Below are 13,856 nucleotides of genomic sequence, written 5' to 3'. Positions count from 1 at the left end.
TTTACCGCGGGCCTTTATACCGCCGTGGGGTGGATGGAAAGCGCGAAGGGCGGGTTCAGGCGCGCGTACACGAGCTCGATCTCCTCGCGGAACACCGAGTTGGGGGCGAACATGTCCCAGTGCATGGGTACGAGCGTCCGCACCCCGATCTCGGCCGCCATCGCGAAGGCCTCGCGCACCGACATATTGCCGATGATCCCCCGGCGCTTGCGAAAGAAGCTGCGCTCGTTCACCGGCAGGAAGGCGACATCGATAGGACCCAAGCCCCGCAGCACGGCGAGGAGGTGCTCATGGGGCGAGGTGTCTCCGGCATGGTAGAAACGCCGTCCCGCCCACTCGAACACATAGCCGAGATAACGGCAACGGCCTTCCTCGTCGACGTCCAGGTCCTCATGGGCGGCCGGCACGGGCGTCACCGCGAGCGCACCCGATAGCCGCATGGGCTCACGATCGGCGATGACGACCCGATCCCGATCGATCCCCCATGCCCACAGGGCCTTGGCGACCTCGTTCGGGCACACGAAGCGGCAGTGCCCGGAGGCCTGGGCGAGCGGCATCAGCGTATCGGGGTCGGCGTGATCCTGATGGATATGGGTGATGCAGCAAGCTCTCGCATCGGTCACGGCGCCCGGGGCCGCGGGTGCCGGCGTGAGGCGCCGGTGGTCCTCGCCTTCCAGGCGCTCCACGGAATCCGAGAGGTAGGGATCGACATAGACCACGCAGTCGCCGAAGCCGAAGCGGTAGCCCGACTGCCCGAGCGGGGTGACCGGCAGTCGCTCCCCGTCGTCCATCTGCCCGCCGTCCATCTGCCCGCCGTCCATCTATCAGTCCCGCGGCTCCCTCACTCAAGGTCCGGATGTCGAGATCAGTTCAATAGGGCGCAGAGGGGACCTGCCCAATCAAGGTGCCCGCCACCGCTCTGGCTCCCGCTCGATCTCATCGTCCCGGAAGAAACGCCGGATCCAGCTCGATGTGAGGAAGCCAGATCGATGTGATAAGTGATAGTGAAGTGCGCACGCACCGGAAGTTTCGTCTTGTCCCGCCGGGCGGGTCGTTTCCCAAAGGCGCTCCCCCCGCGCCGGGGCAAAAAGTAGCCTACCGGCGGTCCTTTGTCAAAAGATCGTGACGCGCAAGATCACCCGCGCGGGCGCGCATCAAGCTCGGCTTCCAGGACCAGCTCCATTTGGGCAACCTGGATGCGCGGCGCGACTGGGGGGCCCAGGGCCCGGCTCGGCTGGAGACCCGGGTCGGTTTCGAGGCGCTGGTCGCGGAGATGATCGAGGCGGACCTTCGGGAGGCCGAGCACGATCACCTGGTGAAGTCCGCGGGGCACCGAGGTCTTCTGGGCTGGGGCAGGACTTCGCGATCGAGGCCAAGGACACGTTCCATCGCTGTGTGGAGAGATGGCGTCCTCATACGGAGGCGCTATTCGTGCGTCCTTATGTAGGCTAGCGTACAACACCTAATGCCGCGGTTCGTCCATGCGTTCAAGCGCCCCGAGCTCGAGTTTTGTCGGGACGCTGTCCGCCTGGGTATCTGGGACCTGCTCGATTTCCCCGGCGGTGGCACGAGATGGATCGAATCCAGCTTGGCTGGTCAGTTCCTTGATAACCCCTGTAGCGCGCCGCACGGCCAAAGCTTCAAGGTCGCCCGTTGCCAACGGAGCCTTTTCTACCAGATGCTGGAATAATTTTTCGTAGAAATCGACGTCCTCGCTAGCCTGGCCCATCAGCGACAAGACCGCGCTGACGCGTTTTGGCTTCCTGCCCTCAGATTTTTCGTAGCTGGCCTCAAACTCCTCGATGGCATCTTCGCCCTCGCGCTCGTCGGACAACGCCTCCAGGGCGCGTTGCGTCTCGGCGTTGTCGACGGCCACCGGACCCGGATCCTCGTCCGGTTGCAAGTCGACGTCGAGCTTTTGCGCCAAGGCGCGTCGCACCTGCATTGACCGGAGCGCTTCGCCATCGGCCGCGGGGTCGTACGCCCCGTGTACCGTTAGCGCGAGCTTTGGCCGCTTAGTCAATGCCTGCGCTACTTTCGCGAGCTTTTCGCGCTCAGAGGGCGGGAGCTTATCGATACCCGGCCGGAACAGGATCGCGTCAATGCCCTCCTCCTCCCCACCGACGATGGCGCCGAGCGCCTTGAAAGGCGCAGTGACGGCAGAGGTGATGAGGTTGACGATCGCCTGCCAGACCAGGTGCCCAACGCTGAATTCAGGATGGTCCACGTCGCCTTCGATGGGCACGGACGCGTTGATCTTGCCCTCGCTATCAGTAAGCAGCGCGATCGCGAGGTCGAGGGGCAAGTCTACCGCTTTCGGACTTTCGACCCGCTCACCCAAGGTAAATTGATCGAGGACGACGGTGTAGTTGCTCTTCACCTTGCGATCCTCAAGCTTGTATTGCAGATCCAGGTTGAGCTTTCCGGATTTGATCCTACGCCCGGCAAACGTGCCGCTGTAGGGCGAAAGCGGTGCCATCGCAACGTTGCGGAATACCACTTTAACATCGCTAAACGTCTCATGCTGTAACGGGCTCAATGACCCCTCCACGTTGACCTCGCCGTATTCGTCCACGCGGCCCTCGAGCTGGAGCCGGGTTCGGTTGGTAGGAGCCGACGAGATACCGGTCGCCGCGCCGGATAATTCGTGGATGCGGGCGGCGAACGGAAGGACCAGACTGAGGTCGGCGAAATCGACCTTCGCCCGCTCGATCCGGACACGCTCCACGGTCACTGGAAATGGATTAGCGGGATCGCTCTTCTGCTCTTCCTTCTTTGCCGGCTGCCCGGAAGATGGCGCGCCCTGTTGTTGGAAGGCAGCGGCCAGGTTCAATGTTTGATCTTTGAAGATCACGATCGTGGTGTCCGGTTCGACGACTCGCACTTCCTTGATGGAGATCTTGTCGGGACCGAGGCCGAAGTCGATTCCATCGGCCGACAGCGCCTTCCAGGACAGGAAGGGCTTGGCGCCCTTGGATTCGTTTAGGAGCAGTTTATCGAGGCTAAACGCACCCGCCGCCTTGAGTGATGGACCGGTTTCGCCTTGGCTATAATCGACCCGCAAATTAGCAGAGACAGCGGCGCTCTCGAGTGTAAGCGCCGCGACCTGTGCAACCAGCGACTTCAGCGGCGTCAGATTTATTCCGTCGATCTTGACCTGCGCCTCGGCGCGATCGGCCTTTTGTGACAGTTGTCCCGTCGTGCTCAACGCCCCGCCTTGCTTGATCTTGAGCTGCACATCGAACGCGATGGGTGTCTGTCCGTCAGTGGTGATGTCTTTGAGGGCGACTTTCATGTCCTCTATGTCGTACGCAACCTCGGGTGATATGCTTTGGTCGGTAAGCGCCACGTGAAACCCCTGGAGGTCGAGCGCCTTAAGCACGAAGCGCCACGGGCTGCCTTCCTCCTCGTTCTCCCTTCCGGTGACATCGATCTGCGGGTGGGCATTTGCCTGGTCCCGAGGGCCGAATAATTCAAGCCAACGGATGGTTTGATTCGCATCTCGGGCTATCTTGGCGCCACCGTTCTGAAGTACCACTTGTTGGATGGTGGCTTCCCGTTTCTCGAGATCCATTTGCCCGCCCTCGACCTTAATGGAATCCAAGGTCGCGAGCGGATCGCTCTTATCTCGTTCGGCGATGGCAATGCGCTCAAGACTGGCGGTCAAGTCCCGGATCCGCGCCTTTGGTGCAGCGGCGCCGCTCTCCACTTCCGCGCCAAGCCCCAGCTTGAAAGCCCCAACGGAGACCATAGAGGGTACAGCATGACTCGCATCGGCATACGTAATCCCGACGTCCGCTACCTTCAATGCTTCGAGCTTAACCCGCCAAGGCGCTTCAGGCGCACCGGCCGAAGTCCCGGCTGCAGGCGGAGTGGGCTGCGGCGCATCGGTGGTACCGGTCTTCACCAAGGTCTCCCAATTGGCGATTCCCTTCTCGTCCACCGACACGACGATGCGCCCGTTGAGCACGTTGAATGTCGGCACGGTCAGCTCCCGGCTCGCAAGGTTAAAGTGAGCCCCCGCGACCTCGACAGTGTCAAGGACGAGGATCGGTCCTGAAGCAGAGGGGGTAGACAGCCGCAATCCCTTCAATTTGACGCCCACATCGTTCACGGTCAGGTCGGCCTTGGCTTGGTCATATCGGAAGCGGTAATGAGCTGTTGCGCCCACGGCCCCTAACGGTTCAGCCACGTCCAACTGGTGACGGATGAAGTTCCAAGGCGTCGCCAGTTTGAAGCCCTCGAGTCGCACTTCACCTTCCGATAGAATTGGGTTCAACGAGACGTGGCCCTTCCATTCCAATACCCCGCCGTTCGCCAGTTTTGCGCTGACTACGTGAGACCCGCGGTGCTCAGGAAGCGTCGAGATTGCGTCGAACTCCACGTCGATAGGACTAACCGTTTCCGCGACCGGAGTCGATTTGGAGCGATCCGTGAAACTCACCGAGCCACCTGTGAGCGCCACATGCTTGAGCAAGAGCCGCGGCGGGCTCTCTGCGGGCGGAGATGCCTCGTCGGATTCCGGCAGCGCAGCGGCGATCTTGGCCAGGTTCAGCCGGCCTTCCCGATCGATCACCAAATCTGCGGACCAACCCTCAAGCCGTATATCGGCAAACGTCCATGCCCAGCGAAACAGGCTTTCCAGATCGAAATCGACGAACAGGCGCTGAAAACCAAATATCGCCTCCCCGGCCGCGTCTTTGAAGGCAAAGTCCTTCGCCTCGAGCTCAAAGAGGAAGGGGTTAAACCGCACTTCGGCGACAGCGGCCTGACACCGGAGCTGCTCACCAGCCAGCTTCGGAACATAATGCCGCACCAGATAGGGGATGAGCAGAAACCCGGCGAGAGCGTATAAGGCCAGCGCCGCGGCAATACCAAGCACCCAGGGATTCCTGACCCGCTGAACGAGCCGTTTCATTTTTGTTCGATCCTGATGCGAGCCCATGTCTTATCCTTCACGATCGCACTTTTGACGATTGCCACCAACCCATCGAAGTTCGATATAACACCCTTTTTCGCCTCGAAGAAGGGTAGTGGTCGACCAGCGAGTTGTCAAGCATGCGAGTCCTCGGTCTGAATCGGGGGTTCTCGGGCCCTTCATCGGCCCGAAGCGCCAAGCTTCGGGGTGTTTTGGCATCTCGGGCGAGCGAGGGCCAAAGGGGGATGGTCGGGTCAAGGAGTGCCCGTCCCACGGCAGTGATGACGGCCGTTCGGTAGCTTGCCTCGGCATGCGATCGCCCCTCGTCATTCGGCACTCCGCTCTTGCAATCGGATCTGTCCTGGATATCGCAGGTTAGGCAAGGGGATTTACTCAGCGGCCGGTGTAGAACGACGCTTGCGCTTATCGCTACGGCATCAGCCACTATTCGAGGAGGTATAAAGCCATGTGGTGATATTCTCGGAGAATTCGAGCGCCTGCAGCGCGAGATGGAGCAGGTGTTCGCAGGTGGGCAGGCCGGTGAGCATCCGCGCCGTGGGTCGCGGGGCCTTTCCGGCGATCACCATCGGCAGTAGGCCCGATGCGATCGAGGCCTGGGCGAGGGCCCATCGGCAAGAATTACTGGTATAAATGTAGACGTTACGGCCGATGCTCGCGCTTCTTCCTCTGCTGGTACCTCTCGCCTCCCTCCTCCAGTGTCAGAAGCAAATCCCTGGGGATTGCCGTGACTTAGCGCAGAGCTGCCCGCAACGCTCGTTGTGGAACGGATCTTGACCGACAGCAATAGGAGATGTGCTATACTTCTGGCGCGCTTTACCCTCCTTCTTTCAAGCGTAACTATTAACCTATAGTGATCGACCCCTAGGTGAAGGAGAGAATCATGAGCGATTTAGTCATCATTGGATTTAACGATGAGCACACGGCTTTTGAGGTGCGCGCCGCGTTGGCGAAAATGCAGAAGGAATATCTCATCGAGATGGAAGACATCGTTGTTGTAACGCAAGACGACAACGGAAAGGTAAGTAACACTGCACCAGGCGGCTAATCTCACCGCTGCCGGTGCGGTGGGTGGCACCTTCTGGGGAATGTTGATCGGGATGATTTTCATGAATCCCTTGCTGGGCGCAGCGGTTGGGGCTGGAAGCGGCGCTCTCGCCGGCTTACTCTCCGACATAGGGATTTCCGATGAATTCATGAAAGATCTCGGATCAACACTGAGACCAGGGACATCCGCTCTATTTGTGCTGTTTCGCAAGATGACGGCCGACAAGGTGCTCGAAGCGCTGAAACAGTTCAAAGGAAGAGTGCTCCAGACATCTCTGACGAAAGACCAAGAGGAGGCGCTGCGCAAGGCTCTGTCATCGGCAGGGTTGCCTGCACCGTAGGCCCGCGGAGAGCCCGCGCGGCGGGGTTTGCCGTATGGGGTAGAGACGCGCGGATCCTTACCGGTGGGAGGAGCGATATGAGGCGGAGGGACATCGGGAAGGCAGGGCGCATGGGGTAACGATCGCATATCAACCCAGCGCTTCGCGATCCCCTGCGGCCAATTTTTCACAGCCTCTGGGCGTTCACCGATATTTCTGGCGTGGGGTTGGGACGAACCCTTAATCCCGGTCCGCGATGAGGGTGCAGAGCACGCGCCGATCACTGCGCGGCCCGTCGAACTCACAGAAGAAGATGTTCTGCCAGCGCGAGAGCCCGAGCCTGCCGTCGATCACGGGTATGGTCTCCGAAGGGCCGACGATCCCGGACTTGAGGTGGGCGTCCCCGTTGCCGTCCTGAGCATCGTGCAACCAGACCCCCTTGGGGATGAGCTTGCGGAGCAGGTCTACGACATCGCGCTGCACGCTCTCGTCCCAGTTCTCTTGGATCATGACCGCGGCCGTCGAGCCCTGCGCGTAGACCGAGACCAGGCCCTGCTGCACGCCGCTCTTTTCAACGAACGCCGCGACCTCGGCGGTGATGTCGATAAGCTCCTCCCGTTCGTGGCTGCCGATCCGTATGACCTGTTGCAGGGTGGTACCCGCCTTAACGCATCTCGCGCATCGAGGATATAACGTGTGCCATAGGCCCCGGACCAACGCCCGTTGATCGTGGGCACAGCGCTACTCTAGCAAACCTATTCCTTTAGCTTAAGCGGTCGGTAGCGATCCTCTAGGCTCAGGGCTTCGGCGACCGGCCTGCAGGTGATGTAGCCCTGATAGGTGTTGAGCGCCTTCGCAAAGCCCGTGTCTCCCTGCAACGCCGACAGCCCCCCATCCGCCAGCCGCAAGACATAGGGTAACGTCGCCGAGCTGAGCGCGAGCGTCGAGGTCCTGGGATAAGCCCCCGGCATATTGGTCACGCAGTAGTGGATGACGCCGTGTCTTTCGAACACGGGTGCGGAATGTGACGTTGGCCGAGAGGTCTCGATGCAACCGCCTTGATCGATGCTCACATCCACGATCACCGAGCCGCGCGGCATGCCCTTGACCATTTCCTCCGTGACCACACGCGGGGCTTTCGCCCCCGGGACCAGCACCGCCCCGACCACGAGATCGGCGTTGCTAAGATGCATCGCGATGTTTTCGGCGCTCGAGAGGAAGAAATCTACGCTGTCGGAGATCTCCCGTCTGATCTCGGGCAGCCGCTCTTCGTGGCCGCCAATGTAAGTGTGAGCGCCCATGGCGGCGGCGGTGCGCGCCGCATGCCGGCCGACCACCCCATCGCCGATCACCACCACCTTGCCGTGGCGTGTGCCGAGAACGCTCCCGAGTTGCGTGCCCCGTCCGCCGTTGAACCGCGCCAGGTAATAGCTGCCCACGGTGACCGCCATGTTCCCCGCGACGGCGCTCATCGGCGCCAGAAGCGGCAGCCTGCCGCGCGCATCTTCCAAGGTCTCGTAGGCGAGGGCGCTGGTCCGCTTCGCCAGCAAGGCCTCGGCGAGGGCCCGCGGCGCGCCCGCGAGATGCAAATAGGTGAAGAGGATCTGGTCCTTGAGATAGCCATATTCCGATTCGAGGGGTTCTTTGACCTTGAGGACGAGCTCCGCATCCCAGGCCTCCTCGACGTCCACCAAGCGCGCACCGGCGGCGAGGTATTCTGTATCCAGGAAACCCGAGCCGAGCCCCGCCCCGGCCTGCACCAGCACCTCATGCCCCGCCTCTCCCAAGGCGCGAGCGCCCGCCGGCGTGAGCGCCACGCGGTTTTCCTTGTCCTTGATCTCCTTTGGGACCCCGATCTTCACGCTGCTATCACCAAAGCGAGCGATGGCGCCTGCCTAGCTCGCCGCCTTATCGCTCGCGATAGCGAGTTGCTCGTTCCTGCCTCGCCCGGCCGCTGAGCCAGCGCTTCGCGCTTGGATACGCACGCAGGCCCTTGTAGCCTATCGAATGTAGCCTATCGCTTGATCGCAATCGATGCAAACACCGTAAACGCCTCCAACGATGTGACACAACCGCCCGTATCGGGGAAACCTTTCGAGGGGAAGACCGTCGAGGGCTCCGCCGGTCGAGACGGACAGGTCGAAGACGGCATGTGGTGCACGACCCGCCCATGGGTCATCTGATTGACCGTTGGAGTGGCGTCGAGTAACGTGAAGCGGGCACAGGAAGCCGGCAATGCGCTACCGACGCTTGAGTTATCGCTATACGATGGTGGTACGCCCCGGCCAGACATTGCCATTGGGCGACATCTGGCAGAGCGATCGCGTGCGCCTTCTCGTGCAGCCGCGCTGGCGGCCCGATGCGGACACCTACGAGACTGCGACGACGGTTGAGATCTTGGTAGACCTCGCCGGTGTCGAGGAGGACGAGCTTGAGGTGCAGCTCTTCGAGGACGTGCTGGTCGTCGAAGGGCGCCGCCAACTGCCCTCGTGCCAAGAGGGGGCCGTGTACCATGCGGCCGGCATCCGCCAGGGCCCGTTCCGGGTGGAGCTGCCGTTGCCGGCCCCTGTGGACGCCGAGCGAGTCGAGGCGCGTTACGACCGTGGCCTGCTCCGCATCACCCTGCCCAAGCGAGCGGAAGCCGGCTGATGGCAGTAGAGTCTGGTGCTGGCCCCGGGGACTTCGCAATCCCGGATGCGCTCCCGGTCCTGCCGCTCCGGGACATGGTCCCGTTCCCGCTCACGGCGTTCCCGCTAGCCGTAGGACAGCCGCGCTCCGTTCGGCTCGTCGATGAGGTCATGCGCGGCAACCGGCTCCTGGCGCTGGTGGCGCAGCGCGATGCGAAGGTCGAGCCGGCCATGCCCGAAGACCTTTACCCTGTTGGAACCGTAGGGGTGATCCACCAGCTAGGTCGGGTACCTGACGGTAAGGTGCGCCTACTGGTCCAGGGCATCGAGCGGATCCGACTGCTGGAATGGATCGGGACGGAGCCGTATCTGGTCGCGCGCATCGAGATAGCCGGGAACCAAACGGGCCAGGCCACGGAGGTGGACGCACTGCGGCGTGCCGTGGTGGATATCTTCCGCCGGCTCGTGGAGGCATCCGCTGAGCTGCCTGACGAGTTGGCGGCCGCAATGGAGAACATCACCGATCCCCGCCACGTGGTCTACTTTGTCGCATCGGTGGTTCCCCTCGAGGTGGCCGCACGGCAGGAGCTCCTCGAGATGGACCCAGTCACGGCCAAGCTTCGGCGACTGATTGACCTGTTGCAGCGCGAAGTCGCGGTGCGCGAGCTAGGCCGGAAGATCACGACCGACACCGAGGAGCGGCTCTCCAAGAAGCAGCGCGAGTTCTACCTGCGCGAGCAGCTCCAATCCATTCAACGGGAGCTTGGTGAGGACGCAGGGGACGACAGCGGAGCGACCGAGCTGCGCCGACGGATCGAGGAGGCGAGTCTGCCTGATGAGGCACGGCGTGAGGCGGAGCGTGAGCTCGGCCGACTCGCGGGGATCTCCCCGTCCTCGCCGGAGCACGGCATGATCCGCACCTATCTCGAGTGGACGGCGAGCCTGCCTTGGAGCAAGCTCGGCGGCGAGACCATCGACATCCACCGGGCCCGGCAGGTATTGGACGAGGACCACTTCGATCTGGAGAAGATCAAGGAGCGGATCCTCGAATACCTGGCCGTCAAGAAGCTACGGCAGGAGCGCCAAGTCGGGGCGGGCCATTCTGTGGCACCCGTGCCCGCCGAGCCACCGCCTGTAACGGGCGACAGTCCCGCGCGCGAGCCGATCCTCTGCTTCGTAGGCCCCCCCGGGGTCGGCAAGACCAGCCTCGGCCAGAGCATCGCCCGGGCCCTCGGTCGGCAGTTCGCCCGCATGTCTCTGGGCGGGGTGCGGGACGAGGCCGAGATCCGGGGCCATCGGCGGACGTACATCGGTGCGCTACCCGGCCGCATCATCCAGGGGCTCCGGCGAGCGGAGACACGTGATCCCGTCTTCATGCTCGACGAGATCGACAAGATCGGAGCGGACTGGCGCGGTGATCCATCCTCCGCGTTGCTGGAGGTGCTGGATCCGGCCCAGAACCACACCTTCGTGGACAACTACCTCGCGGTGTCTTTCAATCTGTCGCAGGTGCTGTTCATCGCCACCGCCAACACACTCGACACCATCCCCGGGCCCCTGCGTGACCGGATGGAGATCCTGGTGTTGTCCGGATACACGGACGAGGAGAAGATCGGGATCGCCAGACAATATCTGATCCCGAAAGAGCTGGCCGCACATAGCCTCGCGACGGACGAGCTCTCCTTCGAGCCGGAAGCCATCCGCCGAATCGTGAGGGGATACACCCGTGAGGCCGGCGTGAGGAACCTCGATCGGGAAATCGCAGCGGTGGCCCGGAAGGTGGCCCGTCGGTTGGCCGAGGGACAACGCGAGTCGGTCCGGATCACCGCCGACAGCGTAGTGGCGTACCTCGGCCAGCCGCGGTTCTTCGACGAGGTGGCAGAGCGGACCACCCGCCCGGGTATCGCGACGGGTCTGGCCTGGACGCCGACCGGCGGAGATGTGTTGTTCGTCGAGGTGACGATGATGCCGAGCACCGGAGAGCGGCTGGTCCTTACCGGTATGCTCGGCGACGTCATGCGCGAGAGCGCGCAGGCCGCCGTCTCCTACGTGTGGTCCAATGCCGAGCCGCTCGACATCGATCCCAAGCTCTTCGAGGGCAAGACCATCCACGTGCACGTGCCGGCCGGGGCCATCCCCAAGGATGGGCCTTCGGCCGGCGTGACGATCATGACGGCGCTGGCCTCGCTCGCCACCCGGCGGCCGGTGCAGAGCGAGGTGGCCATGACGGGCGAGATCACGCTGCGGGGCAAGGTGCTTCCGGTCGGAGGGATCAAGGAGAAGGTCCTGGCGGCGCATCGGGCAGGTATCCGCTCGCTGATCCTGCCGAGCCGGAACGAGCGGGACCTCGGGGAGGTGCCGGAGGAGCTCCGCCGGCAGCTCTCCTTCATCTTCGTCGACCATGCCGAAGAGGTCCTGCGACATGCGCTCACACCGAACCCCACCGACGTGCCCCGTCAGGCGAGCTGAGGCGCGCGAGCCAGGCCACCCGCGCTCATCTCTCGGTTCGGGCGAAGGAAACGGCGTTGATAGGGTTACCAAAACCAGGCCGATCGGTGCGTACGTTGCGGTCGTTAGTGGTCATCCTCATCTCTGCCTGCTCTTCATCCTATTACCACGCGATGGAACATCTTGGGTTTCCCAAGCGCGATATCCTCGTCGACCGGGTGGAGGAGGCGCGAGATAGCCAGGAGCAAGCGGCAGAACAGTTCAAGGACGCCTTGGAAAGATTTATCGCGGTCACTGGCGTTAAAGGCGGCGCACTCCAAGAGAAGTACGATCAACTAGAGAGCGAGTACGAGCAAAGTGAGGCGCGAGCCACCGACGTACACCGGCGCATCGCGGGAGTGGAAGATGTGGCCGAGGCGCTGTTCGATGAGTGGGAGGCCGAGCTCGAGCAATATACGAGCGTGGCCTTGCGGCGCAGCAGTGAGCGGCGGCTGCAAGAGACCCGCGCCCAATATGGTCAGCTCATCCGGGCGATGAAGCGCGCTGAAGCCAAGATGCACCCCGTCTTAGCCGCCTTTCACGACCAGGTACTGTTTCTCAAGCACAACCTCAACGCCCGAGCGATCGCCTCACTCAAGGGCAACCTGGCTTCGATCGAGTCGGACATCGCGGTGCTTATTCGGGAGATGGAGGCGTCGATTCGAGAGGCGAATCGCTTCATCGATGCGATGAACGTGGAGCAGGTGTCATGAACGTCGTGAGATTCATACGAGACTATCCGGATCGAATTGATCCGGATCAAAAGCTGGCGTCGGGTAGCGCGGGTCCATACCTTCCAACACATTGCGAATAAGCTCACTTACCACCATGGTGCGGAACCACTTGTGCTCGGCGGGCACGACATACCACGGCGCATACTTCCTGGAGCAGCGGCGCAGTGCCTCCTCATACGCTTCCATGTAGTCGTCCCAGAAGGCCCGCTCCTTGAGATCGTCGGGATTGAACTTCCAGTGCTTGGAGGGCGTCTTGAGCCGATCCCGGAACTGCTCCAACTGGTATTCGGGCGAGATGTGCAGCATGACTTTCAAGATCCGCGTGCCGTGGTCGACCAAGAGCTGCTCGAAATGGTTGATATGCGCATAGCGTTTTTCGATCAGCGTGGCGGGTGCCAACCCCTTTACCTTGGCGATGAGGACGTCCTCGTAATGGGAGCGGTTGAATATACCGATCATGCCCTTGGGAGGGGCGTGCAGATGGACGCGCCAGAGAAAGTCGTGGGCCCGTTCCAGCGTGCTGGGGGCCTTGAAGTTGGTCACCGCGCACCCTTGCGGATCGATCCCGTCGGTCACCGCTTCGATGGTGCTGTCTTTGCCCGCCGCGTCCATGGCCTGAAAGACGATTAGCAAAGCCCGCTCGCCTTCAGCGTAAAGGCGTTCCTGGAGCTCGTCCAGGGCCACTAGATTCTCTTTGAGCCGCGCCTTGGCCGCGGCCTTGTCCCAGCCCTGCACATCGTTGGGCCGGATCGCCTTAAGTGAAAAGCGGGCCCTGCTTGAGCTAGACAGACGATACTCGTCAAGGTCGAGCCTGGGGTATTTCATTACCGCTACCCGTTAAACGTCATAGTGGCCTATAAACCGCTGCCGGCCGGATCGCCCGCCGAGAAAGAATCGCCCGTCCTGTTCTCGGCCTGCATTATGAGGATCCGGGATCATACGCTCCTCGATCGTCAAAACCTCAGCTCGTCTGTTCATCGCGTGATTGTACCTTGGGCTTCCGCCTTCGATCTGCCCCATGGGCTGGACGTTCCCACGCCGCAAGGTTGAGCCCCGACTGACTTGGCATCACCGTCGTGGCCTGTCCAGGTCCCGAGGCTCAGGCGCCCCTCACAGTAAACCTGGGTGCCCTTGAGAAGCCTTGGGGCCAGGGCGCTCACGGTATCACCGAATAGGGACACCCGCACCCATCTCGCCGGGGTCTCGCCGTCGCTTTTGGCGTCTACCGCCACGGGGAAGGAAGCCTAGGGTTTGCCGTTGCGTTGCTTCGAACCTCGGCATCCTTGCCAATGCGCCCGGTGAAGGCCGCGTGGATGCCGTTCATGTCCTGTCCGCCTCGGCGCTCACCGGATTCCCGCCGTGTTGGTGAACGCCTGCACGATCAGCCTGTCCTGTCGTCCCGGGACGACGCCGGCTATCTTCGGTCCGCGCGGTAGGTCCGTGCCCTCGTGCTTCGATCGGTGCGCGACTAGCCGCCACCGATCAACAAGTTGCGTTGGACTACTCGGATCCACCGGGGTGCGAGCGCGCATGCATGGCTCGTTGGCATGTGAAATGTCGCACACGTCACAGAAAACTGTGACAGGCGTCACAGTCTGAAAGCGGTTGTTTTGCTACAAGGGAGCGTGGGCGCCTAGGGCACTCGGCGATGGAGGAGGGTGATGCGTACAGATAGTATCCGACCAACGATGACGGCGCGGAGCTG

The 13,856-nt window shown here is 62.3% G+C and carries 9 protein-coding genes and 2 pseudogenes; 5 read left to right on the top strand and 6 right to left on the bottom strand.

Going from position 1 to position 13,856, the window contains the following annotated elements; translation table 11 throughout:
* Positions 1-14: 14 nt before the first annotated feature.
* The gene (locus M3461_11385; protein MDQ3774910.1) at positions 15-821 is read right to left on the bottom strand and encodes an MBL fold metallo-hydrolase; all 807 of its coding nucleotides are present in this window, start codon (positions 819-821) and stop codon (positions 15-17) included.
* Positions 822-1,122: 301 nt separating this feature from the next.
* On the opposite strand from M3461_11385, the pseudogene M3461_11380 reads away from it, so the two are divergent.
* Positions 1,123-1,447, top strand: a pseudogene (locus M3461_11380) (GDP-mannose 4,6-dehydratase).
* Between the two features lie 15 nt (positions 1,448-1,462).
* Here the strand turns inward: M3461_11380 and M3461_11375 are convergent.
* Both M3461_11375 and M3461_11370 read right to left on the bottom strand, forming a co-directional pair.
* Entirely contained in the window at positions 1,463-4,945 is a 3,483-nt protein-coding gene (locus M3461_11375; GenBank protein ID MDQ3774909.1) for a DUF748 domain-containing protein, read from the bottom strand.
* A gap of 410 nt (positions 4,946-5,355) precedes the next feature.
* Positions 5,356-5,505, bottom strand: coding sequence for a hypothetical protein (locus M3461_11370; protein MDQ3774908.1), 150 nt, complete (start codon positions 5,503-5,505; stop codon positions 5,356-5,358).
* Positions 5,506-5,819: 314 nt separating this feature from the next.
* Between M3461_11370 and M3461_11365 the strand changes: the two are divergent.
* A pseudogene (locus M3461_11365) lies at positions 5,820-6,324 on the top strand (DUF1269 domain-containing protein).
* A 219-nt stretch (positions 6,325-6,543) separates the two neighbouring features.
* Here M3461_11365 and M3461_11360 read toward each other — a convergent pair.
* Both M3461_11360 and ald read right to left on the bottom strand, forming a co-directional pair.
* On the bottom strand, positions 6,544-6,954 hold the full coding sequence (locus tag M3461_11360) for a secondary thiamine-phosphate synthase enzyme YjbQ (protein ID MDQ3774907.1): 411 nt from the start codon (positions 6,952-6,954) through the stop codon (positions 6,544-6,546).
* 104 nt (positions 6,955-7,058) lie between these two features.
* Positions 7,059-8,165 (bottom strand): alanine dehydrogenase, encoded by a 1,107-nt coding sequence (gene ald / locus M3461_11355; protein ID MDQ3774906.1) that lies wholly within the window; start codon positions 8,163-8,165, stop codon positions 7,059-7,061.
* Positions 8,166-8,538: 373 nt separating this feature from the next.
* On the opposite strand from ald, the gene M3461_11350 reads away from it, so the two are divergent.
* From M3461_11350 to M3461_11340, 3 genes are all read left to right on the top strand, one after another.
* On the top strand, positions 8,539-8,952 hold the full coding sequence (locus tag M3461_11350; GenBank protein MDQ3774905.1) for an Hsp20/alpha crystallin family protein: 414 nt from the start codon (positions 8,539-8,541) through the stop codon (positions 8,950-8,952).
* On the top strand, positions 8,952-11,399 hold the full coding sequence (gene lon / locus M3461_11345) for an endopeptidase La (protein ID MDQ3774904.1): 2,448 nt from the start codon (positions 8,952-8,954) through the stop codon (positions 11,397-11,399). Before M3461_11350 ends, lon begins: the two co-directional genes overlap by 1 nt.
* A gap of 152 nt (positions 11,400-11,551) precedes the next feature.
* Positions 11,552-12,130: a DUF2959 domain-containing protein gene (locus M3461_11340; protein ID MDQ3774903.1), complete on the top strand. Its 579-nt coding sequence runs from the start codon at positions 11,552-11,554 to the stop codon at positions 12,128-12,130.
* A 12-nt stretch (positions 12,131-12,142) separates the two neighbouring features.
* Here the strand turns inward: M3461_11340 and M3461_11335 are convergent, their stop codons facing one another.
* On the bottom strand, positions 12,143-12,976 hold the full coding sequence (locus M3461_11335) for a polyphosphate kinase 2 family protein (protein ID MDQ3774902.1): 834 nt from the start codon (positions 12,974-12,976) through the stop codon (positions 12,143-12,145).
* Positions 12,977-13,856 lie beyond the last annotated feature (880 nt).

Source organism: Pseudomonadota bacterium (assembly GCA_030860485.1).
Classification (GTDB): domain Bacteria; phylum Pseudomonadota; class Gammaproteobacteria; order JACCXJ01; family JACCXJ01; genus JACCXJ01.
The sequence above is the reverse complement of the archived record's forward strand: the minus strand, read 5'-3'. Positions and strand labels throughout refer to the sequence as shown.